Here is a 16,906-nt window from a genome sequence, read left to right as displayed (position 1 = left end):
TATTTAAGACTGGATTGCAAGATGAGATGAAGAAAGTGGTAGCTCAATATCAACAATCGTACCTTTATTTAATTCGCTTGAAATGTGTAATTTACCATGATGTTCTTCAATTATTTTGTAACACATCATTAATCCTAGTCCTGTGCCTTTTTCTTTTAAACTATAAAAAGGTTCGCCTAGACGGGAGATACGATCTTCTGGAATGCCACAACCTTCATCGATAATTCGTATTAAGATGAAATTATCCTCTAATGGTTTTGTTTGAATGAAAATATTTCCGCCATTTGGCATCGCTTCTATCGCATTTTTTAATATGTTTATAAAAACTTGTTTTAATTGGTTACCGTCACATTGAATATCATATACGTAATCAAAATGATCCATGATGATATGAACGCTATGCATAATTGCAGTCGGTAAAATAAATGTAACTACCTCTTCAATTAAAGTTTGTATGTTACAAGTTTGGATAGATAATACTTGTGGCTTAGACATCGCCATAAATTGACTCGTGATGGATTCCATTTGTGAAATCTCACTTAACATAACATCGATATACCATTTTTGCTCCTCATTTATTTCAGGGAGGAGCAACGTTAGAAAACCTTTTAGAGAAGTGAGTGGATTTCGAATTTCATGGGCAATTCCAGCTGTCAGTTGTCCGACTACTGCGAGCTTCTCAGATTTTCGTAATAACTTTTCAGTTTCTTTTAGCTCAGTAACATCTCTCCCCATCACGATAAGACCTTTGCGAGAACCGTCAGGATGATAAAGCGGGACTTTTGATATACTTAAGATTAGATCGAAATCATCTCTATGTATAATAAATTCCTCGCCATGAAGAATTTGTCTTTGTTGCCATGCTAGTTCATCAATTTCTTCACAATGTAAAAAAGCTTCTCGGTATGCTTCATTATATTGAATGAGTTCGCTATCTTTTTTCCCATGGTAAGGTACATGATGGAAATTGAAGCAAGAAAGTGCGTAGTCATTTGCCTCAAGCCAGCGCCCTTCATGATCTTTAAATATAACAAAGGCAGGCATGGAGTTTACTAATGTACGTAATCTCTTCTCACTTTCTTTTAGCATATTCTCAATTCTTTCTGATTTTTCAAGGGGCTTCATAATAGCATATACGCCAGTAAGACGATTTTGAACAAAAATAGGAACTAGTTTTGTCACAACATCTAATAAGAATCCATTTTTATGATAAATAGATAAGATATACTCTTGTTGATTATCCGCTTCAGTATTCTTTATATTTTGTAATACTTGCTCAGAAATATGGGCTTCTAAAATAGAGGTAATATTTTTCTGTTCTAATTCTAAAGAAGTGTAACCTAATATTCTTTCGGCAGAAGGATTTATATGTAGAATAACTCCTTCTAAATTTAATGAAATAATACTATCAGGATTGTGTTCGAACAGAGATGCGTACATTTCTGTTAATGAACGATCTTGTATATGGTTTCGCAAACGTCTAGAAATGTTCGGATGACGTTTTTTTTGAGTTGGTGAATATTTTTTACGACTCATAATAGTTCCTCCGTACAAATAGCATCTAAAAAGATTTGTCTATTCATAACTATAATATAGATGTAATGTGTATTTCTATAAAAAATGGAAGTTATAGAATAAATTTTGTTTTTTTTATTTTTTGCAAGGTGAATGCAGGATGTTAATAAGGGGAGCTTATATTGTTTTATAAACCTTTTGTAAGTTACAGACGGCTGTTTTCCGTATAACATTAGGGTAGAGGAGGGGGAGAGAAAATGAAAAATTATATTCAAGGGATTAATCACGTGCAAGTAGCTGCACCTGTAGGGTGTGAAGAAGAGGCGCGTGATTTTTATGGGAATACGATTGGTATGGAAGAAATTCCAAAGCCAGAAAAGTTGAAAAAACGAGGTGGATGTTGGTTTAAATGCGGAAATCAAGAAATCCATATTGGTGTGGAGCGGAACTTTACACCAGCTAAAAAGGCTCATCCAGCTTTTTATGTGAATGAAATTAATGAATTTAAGCAAACACTTATAGAGCAAGGTGTTAAAGTGATTGATGATTATGCACGGCCAGATGTAATTCGATTTTACGTGTCAGATCCATTTGGAAACCGAATTGAATTTATGCAAAATAAAGACTAGGTGGATTCCCACCTAGTCTTTAACTTCTTCTGAAAAGTCCTAATACTTCTACAGTTTCTGTAATATTAACGAATGCATTCGGGTCGATTTCAGAAATTGTTAGTTTCATACTTGCTAATTCTTCACGAGAAACGACGGTCATAAGTACACGCTTTTTCTCGCTTGAATAAGCACCTTCGCCATCAAGTAACGTTATTCCACGTACAACAGTTGAAAGAAGTTGTTTTTTCATTTTTTCTGCTTCATTTGTTACAATCATAAGTGTAACTTTACGATGTTTTGTATGAACAGCATCAATTACTTTACCAGTTACATAAATTGAAAGTAAGCTTGTAAGTGCAACATCCCAGGTGAAGAAGAATCCTGCGATTATTACAACGACTGCATTTAAAATAATAAGGAATCCGCCAAGTTTAATGTCTCTCTTGCGGGATAAAAGCATACCGATAATATCAAATCCACCAGTGGATCCATTACAGTTAAAAACAAGACCAATACCAGCTCCGGCGATGACACCTCCGAAGATAGAAGATAACAATGGATCTGTTGCTACGACTTTTACTGGAACGTAGTATAATGCAACAGATAATACAACTACAGAGACAACTGTGTTAAAAATTACTTTTTTTCCAAGACCTATGTACCCTAAAATAAGGATAGGTAAGTTTAATACAAAGTTAATAATGCCTGTGTTTACAGGGGTTACAATTCCTAAAATAATAGCAATTCCGCCAATTCCACTACTTAAAATTTTGTGGGGGATAAGGAAAAGATTAAAGGCAACCGCAATAATAATAGAACCGATAATAACACCAAGGAATCTGACCATTTCTTTCCCGTCCTTCACTGAAAAATTCATATTATTTCAAGATTATATATGATATTGAAAGTTTTGGGTAAAAACAGTTTATTTCGGTAAATTAGATTAATCAAAAGAATTTGAGTATTTTATTATTTGAAAGGGGATACAGTTGTGAAGATAAAAACATATCAACAGAAAAGCCCGTTGAAGCAAGAATGTGAGGATTCTTATTTTTGTAATAAAGAAAAAAAGATTTATGGTGTATGTGACGGTGCAACACCACTTGTCCCGTTTGGTGATGAAAATGGACATAATGGAGCATACATCGCTTCGCATTTATTTGCAAGTTATTTTACTTCATTACGAGAGAATCATAGGTTACGATTTGCAGTTGCAAAAGCAAATGAAGCATTGCAAAGCAAAATGTTGGAATATAAAGTAGATACGAGAAAGAAAGATCATTTGTGGTGTACATGTATTGCGGCAGTTCAAATAGATGGTGAGAAAATTGAATATGCGCAGCTTGGGGACTGTATGATTGTCGCAACTTTTCAAAATGGAACGATGCAAGTATTAACGAAAGACACAGTTAAAGGAATTAGTAACCGAGCAAAAAGGAAGAGGGAAGAAGATCGTAAGAAAGGTTTATCTGTCCCGGAGGAACATGTTTTTCAAGATGTTCGAGAACAGTTAAAGTACAATCGTTATCTTGCAAATATGCCAAATGGTTATTCAGTTGCAAATGGAATGAAAGAAGCGATACATTATTTACAACATGGTGAATTACATATAGATGAAGTGAGTGGAATTTTTATTTGTTCAGACGGGTTATTTCACCCAGATTGGCCACTCGAACAAACAGTTGCATATATAAGAAAGAATAGTATAAACGAATATGTAGCAATCATTGAAGAGCTGGAAGGGGAAAAGAGAATAAGACCAGATGATAAAACGATTATTATGATTGATTTTTAAGAGGAGGCAGTTCAAATGGAAATTAAACGTGTCAATCTAACATTTCAAGATGAATTAGTTCCTTTAGAAAAAGTAAACAAACTGATTATTCACCATACAGCTGAAGATGGATGGGACGTGTATAAAACGCATGAATTTCATCAAACTGTAAAAGGGTGGAGCGGGATTGGTTACAACTATTTTATCGAAGAGGACGGAACTGTAGTGGAAGGACGAGGTTTACATATTGGAGCGCATGCGAAAGATCATAACCGCCATACAATTGGAATATGTATGACGGGAAATTTTGATAAATACGATCCAACTCCTGCACAAGTGAATGCATTATATTCTTTATGTAAAATATTTATGAAGCAATTTGCTATAAAGAAAGAGAATATACTCGGTCATAGGGAGTTAGAAGGAGTTACAAAAAGCTGTCCTGGTAATCGTTTTTCTATGGTAGAGTTAAGGAAGATATTATCTTAAATATAGAGGAGTAACAACGATGATGAATATAAAAATACCAAATGATAAAAAAGAAGAGCTTGTAGCACAAATTCAGCAATTTTTCATGGAAGAAGATTTAGATGAAATTGGACGTTTCCAAGCAGAGCGTTTAATAGAAGAGATGATTAAATTAGTTGGACCATTTGCATACAATCAAGCAATTGGAGATGCAAGAAAGCTTGTAAGTGAGAAATTAACGAATATTGAAGAAGATTTATACGTGTTAGAGAAGAATGAAGGAAAATAAAAAAGAGCCGATGGGCTCTTTTTTATTTTCCTTTCTTATGTTCTTTATATTCATGTACTTTTTCTTTCACATTACCAACTGTATCTTTAGCAGTGCCTTTCACCTTATCCCATTTTCCTTCAGCTTGTAATTTCTTATTGTCAGTTACTTTCCCAACAACTTCTTTTACTTCACCCTTTACCTTATCAATAGCACCTTCTACTTTTTCTTTTAAACCATGATCATGTTTAGTCATACATTTCTCCTCCTTGTAGTTTGATTAGAATTCTCTTTTCATAGTGCAAGTTGAATGATGTATCTAGTAATAGCGTAACAAATATAGTTTGAATATTCAAATGATTAATAGGGTAGAAAAGAAAGTGTCATAAAATGTATAAAATTGTAATGAGAAGAGAAAGAATGTAAATTACATGTCTTTTGCAGTCCATATTGATTTCGTATAAGCAATTTTCATATGGGCACGTTCCATATTATTTTGACTGCTGCTACCGAACTTTGCTTGTCCAACTACTAAGTTACAGTTGGATTCAATAGCCGTCTCTATTCGTTTTTGAATTAATGCAGTATGACAGCCTTTACGCTGAAATTCTGGCAAAGTAGCAGAAGCAGCTAATGATGCAATCCCATTATTTATATACAGGACACCAATACTCGCAGGAGTGTTTTGAACTTCGGCTATGAAAAAATGCCAGCCAGGTTTATTGTAGAGAATTTCGTTATTTTGATGGACGCCATCTTTTGTAAAGGATGGCATGTTAAATCCGCGTACGTATATGTCTGAAAAAATATGAAATTCATTTTCTTTTAGTTCGCGTACTGAAATGTTAGAAGGAAGAAGGAAAGGGTCTTCTCTCGGTATACTATATAAAGCGGTATGGAAGCTGGATTGGTAAAATCCTCTTTGAGATAAGTATTGAAATAATTTGGCTGTACCTTGAGCGGGTGTAATTTCAAAACGACAAGGGATTTGTAGCGATTGATAATAAGAGACGATTTCATCTATCTCATCTGTATTTGTAAATGTAATACCTTTTACCGTATTAAAAGCTGGACCAGCAATTATTTTTGATGAAAAGGCAGTGGCACTACCGAATTTTTTCATTTGCACTTGCATTGGGTTTCCGCTCATTGTTTGTAGTCTCTCTAATCTAGAAGAGAGCATATGTATTTCTGCATTTTCAATTTCTGTTGCTATATCGAGTGTTATAACAGTAGTCATAAAATTCCTCCATTAATAAATATATTTCATGGTATATATACGATTTTTGTTTTGAGATTCCTGTTGAAATGTGAGAGAATAAGAGGTTTTTTGGAAGGGAAATGGAAGTGAGCTGTCGAAGGGAGTGGAAACAGATTAAAGGTGGTGCTCTCATGAAACAAAAAGCCGTGCAGGCATGCTCTAATTGTGGTTCTCAAAACATAGGAGAAGGTGAGTTTGTCGGATATGCACAAATACGGAAAAAGGAAACGATGTTCACATCTTCACCGGTGGATGCTTATATTTGTACAGATTGCGGGAATATCCTTCTATTAAAAGTACGACATTATGAAAAGTTTAAGCAGAAGCCGTTATGATTATTGGGAAGTGGTCATATCCAACGTTGTATACGAAACGACTTATGTTAAGGAAAATGAATATGAGTGATAGTTTACATATATACGAGTATGCTACAGATAAAGAGATGACAACTTTTACTGTATGGGATGCTCATCGATCGTTATGTGACACATATAACTATGTAGAAGAAATTGTGGGTCAATATAATGAAGGGCAAGTAGCACCTCTTGGAATTGTATTAAAAGAGGAGAAAAAACTTATAGGCACGTGTGGATTTATAAAATATGATTTGGTCACACATACAGCAGAAATTGCATACGCCTTATCTCGAAAATATTGGGGAAGAGGATTAGCTACCGAGGCTGCGTTAGCTTTTTTCTACTATGGTTTTCATGATTTGTATCTTAATAGTATTGAAGCGGGATGTGATTCAGAAAATGAAGCATCTGAAAAATTAATGAAACGTTTGAATATGGAGTACGAGTGCACGATTCAAAAGGATATGTTCATTAAAGGTAAGTATCGTGACACGAAAAGATATTGTATATCTCGAGAAAGATATATGGATAAATGAAATATTTCATATTAAAAACTCCTTTAAATGAATAAGAGAGTTTTTATTTTTTTGCAACAATAATTACCTTTAATTGTTATAATTGGTTATTAAAAGGTGAAGGTTTATTAACACCATATTTTTAGAAGGAAAATAGCTAAATCGTATACAAAACCGCTATATAACACAATCGCAACCGTAAGTTGACAAAGTGCAACCGTAGGAAGATAGAGATAGTGACAATGTTTACATACAATTTAGTTAAGAAAACGAAGGGGGACACACATATGGAATTTGGTGAGAAGCTTTTTAAATTAAGAAAGGAAAAGGGTCTTTCTCAAGAAGTGTTAGCTGAGAAATTAAAAACAACAAGGCAAGCGGTTAGTAAATGGGAAAACGGTCAAGGATTTCCTGAAACTGAAAAGTTAATAATGATTGGAAATGTATTTGAAGTATCACTCGACTATTTATTAAAAGAAACTGCTGAGCAAAGTAATGAAAATGTGGAGGGCTATTACGTAAGTCAGGAAATGGCAGAAGGGTATATAGTGTATGGGCAAAAAATTTCTAAATATATTGCGCTAGGATTTAGTTTGCTCATTTTATCTACAATACCGTATTTATTATTTAAAGAAAATGCAACAATTTCGACATTCCTTGTTATTATCATTGCTGTCCTTGGAATTGGAGCAATGATGGTACCTGTAACAATAGAAGAGAGTAGATACAATGTATTAAAAAAAGAAGAACTACTATTTGATCAAAACTTTCTAAAAGAATTGACAAAAAGATATGAAGTAATTAAGAAGAAGTATGCTGCAGTAATGATCGTTGGATTTTGTTTTATAGCAGCAGGAGCGATACCATTTTTATTTGAGAAAAAGCATATCACTTCAGGAGAATTAGTACAGTATTATCCATACTGTGTTGTACTTATTGCGATTGGAATCTATCTTTTTGTTCGTGTTGTAGGAGTGTGGGAGATGTATCGGATTTTAGTAGAGAATAAAGAATATAGCAATCGTATTATTTTTAAACTAAAAAAGAAAGTGAGAGATAAAGTGGATAATTTTTAATAGGAGAAAATCTATTTTATTAAAAGCTAAGATAGGAGTGAAATGATGTCAAATATTCTGGAAATTAAAAATTTAAGTAAATCATTTGGAAGCAACGTTGTTTTAAAAGATGTTACATTCAATGTGCCATCAGGGGCAATTATTGGATTCATTGGTGACAATGGGGCAGGTAAATCAACAACATTTAAAACAGTACTAGAATTAATTTCTAAAGATAGCGGTACAGTAAAAATATTTGGTGAAGAGAATATAAATAAAGATGCCAAGAATAAGGGGAAGATTGGAGTCGTATTTGATGCTATGAATCTACCGGCTCATCTTACGATAAAGCAATTAAACAAAGTTTTTAAAAAGATGTTTGAATCTTGGGATCAAGATAATTTTTATCGATTAGTTAATACTTTTTCTTTACCTACTAATGAGAAAGTAGGTAAATTCTCGCGTGGAATGTCAATGAAACTAACTATAGCTGTTGCATTGTCGCATAATGCAAAATTATTAATTCTAGATGAAGCGACAGGAGGTCTTGATCCTTCATCTAGGGAGGAGGTGTTAGAGGAATTAAAAAGTTTTGTGAATAAAAGTAATGGTGGTATATTACTTTCTTCACATATTATGAGTGATGTAGAAAAAATAGCTAGTCACCTTATTGTGATAAAAGATGGAGAAATTTTATTGAATGAAGAAAAGGATAAGGTTTTGGACAATTATGCCATTGTAGATGTTGATGAGGAACAACTAACTTTAATCAACAAAGATATAGTTGTGGTGAAAAGGAATAATGGTTCTTATTTCAATGTACTTGTATCAGATGTTCATAAATTACCAAGTGATATTGCTCATAGAACCATCTCGATAGAAGAAATGAGTGTCTTATTAACGAGGAGTGAAAAATAAATGAAAGGTTTATTATTGACAAACTATTATCTAGTGTATCGAACTTTCTTTACGTTCATGGGAATAGCGATATTAGGAGCCGGATGCGTTTTTTATTTTGGTGATGCTTCAATGTACCGTTTAATTGCTACGTTTATTATCTTTTTTGCTGCAATTCCTGCACTTGAAGTTATTAAATATGAGAGTAAGTCGGGGTATGAAAAATATGTACTTACTTTACCGGTTACTAGAAATAATATTGTACAAAGTCACTATCTTTTCTATTTTTTAGTTGTAATTATTGGTACTTTATTATCGTATGGCATATTTTATGTACATGGTTTAGTTTCAGATACACCAATTGATGATGGTATATTTAAGAGTGTTTCTTTAGGGACGTTCATCATTCTTAATGCCGGAGCAATAGCTTATCCGCTTCTCTATGTTTTTGGAGCAGAAAAATCTGATGCTATTACAATTGGAGGCGCATGTGGGGGACTTGTTACTTATTTTGGATTACAAAGTGTAATTGGATATCTAATAGAACAATTTCCAATATCAAATTTAAATTCATCTGTATACGTTTCAATTCTATATACAACATTTGGCGTTATCATATATATCTTTTCTTATTTCATTTCGATATTTATATATCGTAAGAAGGAATTTTAATATATTTTCTCTTAGTATTTTCTGAATTATTTCCAAAGAAATAATTCAGAAAATACAGAAAAATGTCGTAATCATTTGTAGAAGTCTGTTATAATAAACGAAAAAATGAAAACGCTTTAAAGGGGGATATAACCAATATGATGATGAATGTACCGCTAACAATTAGTTCTATGATGGAAAGAGCAGAAAAACTGTTTTCAAAGAAAGAAATTGTTTCACGGACACATGATACAGTTACGACGTTAACGTATAAGCAGTTAGGTGAAAGGACGAGAAGGCTTTCTAGTGCGTTAAAAAAATTAGGAATTAAAGAAGGCGAGCGTATAGGAACGTTAGCGTGGAATCATCATCGACATGTGGAAGCTTATTTTGCTATTCCTGGTATTGCTTCTGTTTTGCACACAATTAATATTCGTTTATCACCTCAACATATTTCATACATTATTCAGCACGCAGAAGATCGCATTCTACTTATAGATGAAGATCTCGTACCACTCGTTGAAAATATTCAATCACAATTATCAACTGTACAAGCCTACATTATTATGACTGATAAACATGAACTTCCAAATACTACGCTAGAACCTGTATATCATTATGAAAAACTATTAGAAGAAGGCGATCCAAATTTCCAATTTGTAAAAGATATTGATGAAAATACACCTGCTGGTATGTGTTATACGTCAGCGACTACAGGGAATCCAAAAGGTGTTGTATATACGCATCGTAGTACTGTACTGCATTGTATGGCACTCGGTTTAGCGGATACAGCTGCTTTATCGGAAAGTGATGCGGCGATGGCAATTGTACCGATGTTCCATGTGAACGCTTGGGGACTTCCTTTTGCAGCTACTTGGTTTGGAACTAAACAAGTTCTGCCAGGACCAATGTTTACTCCAAAAATTTTATTAGAGATGATCCAAGCTGAAAAAGTAACGATAGCAGCAGGTGTGCCGACAATTTGGCTCGGTGTATTACAAGAATTAGAAAATCATAGTTACGATTTATCTAGTATAACGAGAATATTATGCGGTGGTGCTACTGCACCGAAAAGCGTTATTAAAGCATTTGAACAAAAATATAATGTTCCTTTCGTACATGCATATGGTATGACTGAAACGAGCCCACTCGTAACACTTGCACGTTTAAAAAGTTATGAAACAGAATTATCATATGAAGAGCAATTAGAAATCCGCTCAAAACAAGGATATCTTGTCCCTGGTGTAGAGATGAAAGTAGTCGGTACAAAAGGTGAAGTGAAGTGGGATGGTACTGAGATGGGAGAGTTATGTTTACGAGCACCTTGGATTGCTGAAAGCTATTATAACGATGATCGTACTGTCGAAGGATTCCGAGACGGTTGGTTATATACTGGTGATGTTGTTACAGTTGACGAGGAAGGCTGCGTGAAAATTGTTGATCGTACGAAAGATGTTATTAAAAGCGGGGGAGAATGGATTTCCTCAGTTGACCTTGAAAATGCTTTAATGGCACATGATGCTATATTTGAAGCGGCCGTTGTTGCAGTTCCACACCCGCAGTGGCAAGAGCGTCCAGTTGCCTGCGTTGTACAAAAGGCAAATAGCACTGTTACAAAAGAAGAACTATATGAATTTTTAAAACCACAGTTTGCAAAGTGGTGGTTACCAGACGATATTGTATTTATGCAGGAAATTCCGAAAACATCTGTTGGGAAGTTTTTAAAACAGGCGCTTCGGAAAGAACTTGAGCATTTGCATAAGGAGAAATAATGGGAAAAATAATTGTAAACCTATATTTAAAATAAGTTGACAAATACTAAATAGAAAGATAATATAACTCCTATAATATGTTATCTGAAAAACATTTTAAGTTTACAAATAGGAGAAGCAAATATGAATACAAAAAACTTAGTTTTCGTCGCTTTATTTAGTTCTATTATGGGAGTGTTAGGGTTAATACCTCCAATTGCTCTTGCTATTACACCAGTTCCGATTACATTACAATCACTCGGTGTTATGCTTGCTGGTGGATTGTTAGGATCACGTCTTGGTGCGTTAAGCCAGCTTATTTTCTTACTTATTGTTGGAGTTGGGGCACCATTACTTGCAGGTGGACGAGGTGGTCCAGGTATATTTGTTGGGCCAAGCGCAGGATATTTACTTGGTTATATTGTAGGAGCATTTGTTATTGGTTATTTAATTGAGCGTTTACGTGAAGTTTCTATTATAAAAGTATTATGCATTAATATAATTGGTGGTATTTTCGTAGTTTATGTATTTGGTATCATTGTACAAGCATTCGTAATGGATATTTCTATATGGCAGACGATGAAAGTGAGTGTCGTATTTTTACCAGGTGATTGCATAAAAGCGATTATAGCAGCAATTCTTGTAACGAAATTACATCGTTCATTGAAACATATTATTACGCCTGCTCTAAAGAGTGGGAAATATACAAATGCGGGATAAGAAAGAGAAGAAACACGTTCATTGCGTGTTTCTTTTTATTATTATGTAAAGAAAGGACGTCTCAAATGGGGATTACAAAAGAATATAAAAAGTATGCCTCTTTACTATCAAGTAAAATAGCAATAAAGGAAAATGCTCGAGTATTAACATATAAAGAGTGGTTTGAGTCAGTATGTAAAGTAGCAAACTGGTTGAATGAAAAAGAATCGAAGAATAAAACGATAGCAATCCTATTAGAAAATCGTATAGAGTTTTTACAACTATTTGCTGGTGCTACTATGGCCGGATGGGTTTGTGTGCCGTTAGATATAAAGTGGAAAGAGGATGAGCTCAAAGAAAGAATTGCGATCAGTAACCCAGCTATGATTGTGACAGAGCGATATAAGGTAAATGATCTACCGGATGAAGAAGGAAAAGTAATTGAAATTGATGAGTGGAGAAGAATGATAGAGAACTATCTGCCTGCATATGCCCCTGTAAAAGATGTACAACATGCTCCGTTTTATATGGGATTTACATCGGGATCGACTGGGAAGGCGAAAGCATTTTTACGTGCACAACAATCGTGGGTTCATAGTTTTGATTGCAATATACATGACTTTCATATGAAAAAAGAAGATTCTATTTTAATAGCTGGGACGCTCGTTCATTCTCTTTTTTTATACGGCGCAATAAGTGCATTATATGTAGGGCAAACGGTGCATATTATGAAAAAATTTATTCCAGATCAAGTGCTGGATAAGTTAGAAACGGAACACGTTTCGGTCATGTATACAGTTCCGACAATGCTTGAATCATTATATAAAGAAAATAGAGTAATAGAAAATAAAGTGAAAATTATTTCGTCAGGAGCGAAATGGGAAGCTGAAGCGAAAGAAAAAATAAAGAATATATTTCCTTATGCGAAAAGATATGAATTTTATGGTGCATCAGAGTTAAGTTTTGTAACAGCACTAGTCGATGCAGAAAGCGAAAGAAGGCCAAATTCAGTAGGAAAACCTTGTCACAATGTGCAAGTTCGAATATGTAACGAAGCAGGAGAAGAAGTACAGAAAGGCGAGATAGGAACTGTTTATGTGAAAAGTGATCAGTTTTTTATGGGCTACATATTGGATAAGGTTTTAGTTCCAGAGTTGACTGCGGATGGCTGGATGACAGTGCGAGATGTAGGTTATGAAGATGAAGAAGGCTTTATATATATAGTAGGTAGAGAGAAGAATATGATTTTATTTGGAGGAATTAATATTTTCCCAGAAGAAATAGAAAGTGTATTACATGAACATACAGCTGTTGATGAAATAGTTGTAGTTGGTGTGAAAGATAGTTATTGGGGTGAAAAACCTGTCGCCATCGTAAAAGGAAGTGCTACGAAGCAACAATTAAAAAGTTTTTGCTTACAACGATTATCCTCGTTTAAAATACCGAAAGAATGGCATTTTGTAGATGAAATACCGTATACAAATAGCGGGAAAATCGCTCGTATTGCAGCAAAAAATATGATTGAAAACCTGGAGAAAATATATGAATAGAGCGGTTATTGTAGAAGCAAAAAGGACACCTATTGGTAAGAAGAATGGGATGTTGAAAGATTATGAAGTTCAGCAATTAGTAACGCCGCTTCTTACGTTTTTAAGTAAAGGAATTGAGAGAGAAATAGACGATGTCATATTAGGTAATATTGTGGGGCCGGGAGGGAATGTTGCGAGATTATCTGCTTTAGAAGCAGGACTTGGCTATCATATTCCTGGTGTAACGATTGACCGGCAATGTGGTGCCGGATTGGAAGCGATTCGTACTGCATGTCATTTCATTCAAGGCGGCGCAGGTAATTGTTATATTGCAGGAGGAGTAGAGAGTACAAGTACATCACCTTTTCAAAATAGAGCGCGATTTTCACCAGAAACAATTGGTGATCCTAATATGGGAGTGGCGGCTGAATATGTTGCAGAGCGTTATAATATAACGCGAGAAATGCAAGACGAGTATGCTTGCCTTAGTTATAAACGGGCACTGCAAGCATTAGAGAATGGATATTTACAAGATGAGATACTTTCGTTTAATGGATCTTTTGACGAAGCTATAAAACGAGAAATGAATTATGAAAGAATGATTAAAAGAACAAAGCCCGCATTTTTACAAAATGGTACAGTAACGGCAGGTAATTCGTGCGGTGTAAATGATGGAGCATGTGCCGTTCTTGTAATGAAAGAGGGGCAAGCACGAAAATTAGGATACAAGCCTGTTCTTCGTTTCGTTCATAGTGCTGTAGTGGGAGTAAATCCAAATCTTCCGGGGACTGGTCCGATATTTGCGGTAAACAAATTATTAAACGAAATGAATGTAAAAGTAGAGGACATCGATTATTTTGAAATAAATGAAGCGTTCGCTTCAAAAGTTGTTGCTTGTGCAAAGACGTTACAAATTCCGTATGAAAAATTAAATGTCAATGGTGGAGCAATTGCGCTCGGTCATCCGTACGGTGCATCTGGTGCTATGCTCGTAACACGATTGTTTTATCAGGCACAAAGGGAGTATATGAAATATGGAATTGCGACGTTAGGAATTGGTGGTGGAATAGGGTTAGCGCTATTATTTGAAAAAGTAGAAGACTAGAAAAGAACTAGTTTTCTACTTTTGAGGAACATAAGCATTGCTACCAGGTTTTGCTTTTATTTCATTCCAAGCAGCGATAGCATCAGTTTTTGATTTCCCTTTGTTATTTGGATCTTCGAAAAAGTCGCGAGTAAAGCGATTGTATTCAAACTGTGCGCTGATAGTTGTTTTATAAATAGGATCTTTTTTTCGTTCGTTTTCTTCATACCAAAACGTTATCGCGTCTTCATATGTTTTTCCGACATTCTCTTTAAAAAATTTTTGGAGAGCTACTGTAAAGCGGAAGTTTGCTCCGATTTTTTCTTTGAAAAAAGCACGAACATCTTCGCTACAGCGGTGATTGTTAGTAATAATCGTTTGAAGAGAAAGTTCTTTATAAGAGAGAGAAGCTTTACTCACCTTTTGACCAGAGCTGTTTTTTAATATTTTACCAGTAGTTAAATAATGTGAGATACGCTCAGTTATTTCAATCTTAGAGCCACTAGCTGGCAAACCATGCTCACGGCAAAATGTTTGGAGTTCTGCTTTTAACCAATAATAGTTTTGGAAATCTTCAAGTGATATAGGTTTTGTTAAGGGTGGACGCATAGATGTAACAACTTCTTTCTTCCATAATTTTCTTTAATTATAAAACATACGTTCTTTTTGTGGAAGGATTAATTTGTAAATATAATGGGAAGAGGGGATTACATATGGAAAATGTAATGCAAGTTCGTGTTACGGGAATTTTAATTGAAGGTGAAAAAGTATTGCTAGTAAAGCAAAAAGTTGCTAGTCGCAATTGGTCTTTACCTGGGGGAAGGGTAGAGAATGGTGAAACGTTAGAAGAAGCGATGAGTCGAGAGATGAGAGAAGAAACAGGGTTAGAAGTTAAAATTAAGAAGCTACTCTATGTTTGTGATAAACCGGATGCTAGCCCATCTTTATTGCATATTACGTTTCTGCTTGAAAAGATTGAAGGTGAAATTACGCTACCTTCTAACGAGTTTGATCATAATCCGATTCATGATGTGCAAATGGTACCGATTAAAGATTTAAGTCAATATGGTTTTTCGGAAACTTTTATCACTCTTATAAGTGAAGGTTTTGCAAGTGCAGGGAGTTATCAAGGCTTGAAACAAAATATAGGCCTGTAAATATAGTTGAAGGACAGCAGTTAGCTATCCTTCATAAACATGTTTTACACTGCTGACTGTATAGAAGAAATAAGTTGATTTAAAAACTCGTCCCCAGTCATAAGCGCTTTCCCGCCGCCGCGCGCACTCTTTTTATTTCCGCCACCTTTTCCTTCAATTGCAGGAAGAGAATCTTTTAAAAGTGCGTTCATATCAAGTGTGACTGTTTTTCCGCAAGCGAGGATGCATTGTAGTTTGTCATCATTTTCGATAACGAAATATGTAATGGCATGCTCTTGTTGTTCTGTAATACTAGCAGAAAGCTTTGCGATTTCTTGCATAGAACGATTTGTAAATACTTTAGAAATAAGTATGCCAGCGTGTATTTTTAAAGGCTGTTGAAGTAGTTCATTTGCCTCTGCAAATAATAATTTTTCATTCATTGTTTGTATTGCTTTTTCATTTTCTTTTTGAGAAGTAAGAAGTTGTGCTACTTTTGCTGGGATATCACTCTCGCTACTGTTTAATTGTTTAGAAACATCTTTCATAATTTGTTGTTGTTTGCCCATTAAATTTAGTGTGCGCCAACCAGCGATAAATGTTAATCGTATGCCACCTTTATTGCGCTCCCACCCTAGTACTTGAATAGGACCTACTTCACCTGTACGTTTCGGATGCGTTCCGCCACAGCCGTTGTAGTCGAAGTTCTCAATTATAACAACACGTATATTTTCTGTTATAGTCGGTTCTTTACGAAGGGGGAATGTTTTCGCTTTTTCTAAGTTCATCCATTCGATATGGATTTGATGGTTTTCGAAAACAATTTTGTTGGCAATGTTTATTGCTTTTTCAACCGTTTCTGTATGAAGATTTTCTATTTCTAAATCAATTGTTACCGTTTCTTTACCAAGGTGGAATCCAATCGTAGGTATGTTAAAATGGTCCCAAAAAGCAGCAGATAAAATGTGCTGAGCCGCATGTTGCTGCATATGATCAAAACGGCGCTCCCAATTGATTTTACCTTCTACTTCTTCTGTATGTAATTTTTCTACAATGAAGTGACGAATTTCCCCATGTATCTCTTCTACATTGATTACATCGATATCATTTAATGTGCCAGTATCATGCGGTTGTCCGCCACCTGTCGGATAAAATGCGGTCTCGTTTAAAACGACGTATAAGTTACCGTCTTTATCATAATCTTGCTTTATAATTTTTGTAGTAAAGTCTTGCTTATAAGCGTCAGTGTAATATAATTTTTGCTCCAATTTTCTTTCCCCTTTCGCGTTCACTAGTTTCATTGTAAAGCAATTGAAATTAGTTTCCTAATATTTCA

At 34.7% G+C, this 16,906-nt stretch carries 20 protein-coding genes; 14 read left to right on the top strand and 6 right to left on the bottom strand.

What is annotated here, in order from left to right; genetic code table 11:
- Nucleotides 1-3: 3 nt before the first annotated feature.
- Entirely contained in the window at nucleotides 4-1,536 is a 1,533-nt protein-coding gene (locus ACYFX0_RS02755) for a BA3702 family sensor histidine kinase (protein ID WP_000087650.1), read from the bottom strand.
- 236 nt (nucleotides 1,537-1,772) lie between these two features.
- Here ACYFX0_RS02755 and ACYFX0_RS02750 point away from each other — a divergent pair, with 236 nt between their 5' ends.
- Nucleotides 1,773-2,144, top strand: a complete 372-nt coding sequence (locus tag ACYFX0_RS02750; protein ID WP_000800779.1) for a VOC family protein — start codon at nucleotides 1,773-1,775, stop codon at nucleotides 2,142-2,144.
- 19 nt (nucleotides 2,145-2,163) lie between these two features.
- Here ACYFX0_RS02750 and ACYFX0_RS02745 read toward each other — a convergent pair whose 3' ends face one another.
- Nucleotides 2,164-2,973 carry a YitT family protein gene (locus ACYFX0_RS02745; protein WP_000251344.1) on the bottom strand — a complete coding sequence of 270 codons (810 nt, stop codon included), beginning with the start codon at nucleotides 2,971-2,973 and terminating at the stop codon, nucleotides 2,164-2,166.
- A 126-nt stretch (nucleotides 2,974-3,099) separates the two neighbouring features.
- Here ACYFX0_RS02745 and ACYFX0_RS02740 point away from each other — a divergent pair, with 126 nt between their 5' ends.
- From ACYFX0_RS02740 to ACYFX0_RS02730, 3 genes are read left to right on the top strand one after another with little or no spacing between them, the layout of a single operon-like run.
- Nucleotides 3,100-3,921 (top strand): protein phosphatase 2C domain-containing protein, encoded by an 822-nt coding sequence (locus ACYFX0_RS02740; protein ID WP_002162635.1) that lies wholly within the window; start codon nucleotides 3,100-3,102, stop codon nucleotides 3,919-3,921.
- 15 nt (nucleotides 3,922-3,936) lie between these two features.
- Nucleotides 3,937-4,389 (top strand): peptidoglycan recognition protein family protein, encoded by a 453-nt coding sequence (locus ACYFX0_RS02735; protein WP_000403998.1) that lies wholly within the window; start codon nucleotides 3,937-3,939, stop codon nucleotides 4,387-4,389.
- 19 nt (nucleotides 4,390-4,408) lie between these two features.
- Complete coding sequence (locus ACYFX0_RS02730; RefSeq protein WP_000981064.1) at nucleotides 4,409-4,657, top strand: DUF2164 domain-containing protein; 249 nt, start codon at nucleotides 4,409-4,411, stop codon at nucleotides 4,655-4,657.
- Nucleotides 4,658-4,679: 22 nt separating this feature from the next.
- Here ACYFX0_RS02730 and ACYFX0_RS02725 read toward each other — a convergent pair whose 3' ends face one another.
- Both ACYFX0_RS02725 and ACYFX0_RS02720 read right to left on the bottom strand, forming a co-directional pair.
- Entirely contained in the window at nucleotides 4,680-4,892 is a 213-nt protein-coding gene (locus tag ACYFX0_RS02725; RefSeq protein ID WP_074790231.1) for a CsbD family protein, read from the bottom strand.
- Nucleotides 4,893-5,063: 171 nt separating this feature from the next.
- Nucleotides 5,064-5,876 (bottom strand): GNAT family N-acetyltransferase, encoded by an 813-nt coding sequence (locus ACYFX0_RS02720; RefSeq protein ID WP_086397740.1) that lies wholly within the window; start codon nucleotides 5,874-5,876, stop codon nucleotides 5,064-5,066.
- A 101-nt stretch (nucleotides 5,877-5,977) separates the two neighbouring features.
- Here ACYFX0_RS02720 and ACYFX0_RS02715 point away from each other — a divergent pair, with 101 nt between their 5' ends.
- The 9 genes from ACYFX0_RS02715 (at nucleotide 5,978) to ACYFX0_RS02675 (ending at nucleotide 14,455) form a co-directional block, all read left to right on the top strand.
- A complete protein-coding gene (locus tag ACYFX0_RS02715; RefSeq protein ID WP_003260719.1) occupies nucleotides 5,978-6,232 on the top strand; it encodes a hypothetical protein in 255 nt (84 codons plus the stop codon).
- Nucleotides 6,229-6,789, top strand: a complete 561-nt coding sequence (locus tag ACYFX0_RS02710) for a GNAT family N-acetyltransferase (protein WP_142287858.1) — start codon at nucleotides 6,229-6,231, stop codon at nucleotides 6,787-6,789. Before ACYFX0_RS02715 ends, ACYFX0_RS02710 begins: the two co-directional genes overlap by 4 nt.
- A 266-nt stretch (nucleotides 6,790-7,055) precedes the next feature.
- Nucleotides 7,056-7,844, top strand: a complete 789-nt coding sequence (locus ACYFX0_RS02705) for a helix-turn-helix domain-containing protein (protein ID WP_086397741.1) — start codon at nucleotides 7,056-7,058, stop codon at nucleotides 7,842-7,844.
- A 45-nt stretch (nucleotides 7,845-7,889) separates the two neighbouring features.
- Nucleotides 7,890-8,741, top strand: a complete 852-nt coding sequence (locus tag ACYFX0_RS02700; protein WP_086390006.1) for an ABC transporter ATP-binding protein — start codon at nucleotides 7,890-7,892, stop codon at nucleotides 8,739-8,741.
- On the top strand, nucleotides 8,742-9,392 hold the full coding sequence (locus tag ACYFX0_RS02695) for an ABC-2 transporter permease (RefSeq protein WP_086390007.1): 651 nt from the start codon (nucleotides 8,742-8,744) through the stop codon (nucleotides 9,390-9,392).
- Nucleotides 9,393-9,529: 137 nt separating this feature from the next.
- On the top strand, nucleotides 9,530-11,143 hold the full coding sequence (locus ACYFX0_RS02690; RefSeq protein WP_460269812.1) for a long-chain fatty acid--CoA ligase: 1,614 nt from the start codon (nucleotides 9,530-9,532) through the stop codon (nucleotides 11,141-11,143).
- 123 nt (nucleotides 11,144-11,266) lie between these two features.
- On the top strand, nucleotides 11,267-11,842 hold the full coding sequence (locus ACYFX0_RS02685) for a biotin transporter BioY (protein ID WP_001093320.1): 576 nt from the start codon (nucleotides 11,267-11,269) through the stop codon (nucleotides 11,840-11,842).
- Between the two features lie 65 nt (nucleotides 11,843-11,907).
- On the top strand, nucleotides 11,908-13,371 hold the full coding sequence (locus tag ACYFX0_RS02680) for an acyl-CoA synthetase (protein WP_106081775.1): 1,464 nt from the start codon (nucleotides 11,908-11,910) through the stop codon (nucleotides 13,369-13,371).
- Nucleotides 13,364-14,455 (top strand): acetyl-CoA C-acyltransferase, encoded by a 1,092-nt coding sequence (locus ACYFX0_RS02675; protein WP_064476989.1) that lies wholly within the window; start codon nucleotides 13,364-13,366, stop codon nucleotides 14,453-14,455. Before ACYFX0_RS02680 ends, ACYFX0_RS02675 begins: the two co-directional genes overlap by 8 nt.
- Nucleotides 14,456-14,470: 15 nt before the next feature.
- On the opposite strand, the gene ACYFX0_RS02670 is transcribed toward ACYFX0_RS02675, so the two are convergent.
- Nucleotides 14,471-15,043, bottom strand: a complete 573-nt coding sequence (locus ACYFX0_RS02670; RefSeq protein ID WP_103655068.1) for a DUF6434 domain-containing protein — start codon at nucleotides 15,041-15,043, stop codon at nucleotides 14,471-14,473.
- A 104-nt stretch (nucleotides 15,044-15,147) separates the two neighbouring features.
- On the opposite strand from ACYFX0_RS02670, the gene ACYFX0_RS02665 reads away from it, so the two are divergent.
- The gene (locus ACYFX0_RS02665; RefSeq protein ID WP_000432585.1) at nucleotides 15,148-15,591 is read left to right on the top strand and encodes an NUDIX hydrolase; all 444 of its coding nucleotides are present in this window, start codon (nucleotides 15,148-15,150) and stop codon (nucleotides 15,589-15,591) included.
- 44 nt (nucleotides 15,592-15,635) lie between these two features.
- Here the strand turns inward: ACYFX0_RS02665 and ACYFX0_RS02660 are convergent, their stop codons facing one another.
- Complete coding sequence (locus tag ACYFX0_RS02660; RefSeq protein WP_148666413.1) at nucleotides 15,636-16,838, bottom strand: alanyl-tRNA editing protein; 1,203 nt, start codon at nucleotides 16,836-16,838, stop codon at nucleotides 15,636-15,638.
- Nucleotides 16,839-16,906 lie beyond the last annotated feature (68 nt).

Source organism: Bacillus sp. NEAU-Y102 (assembly GCF_054788175.1).
The sequence above is the reverse complement of the archived record's forward strand: the minus strand, read 5'-3'. Positions and strand labels throughout refer to the sequence as shown.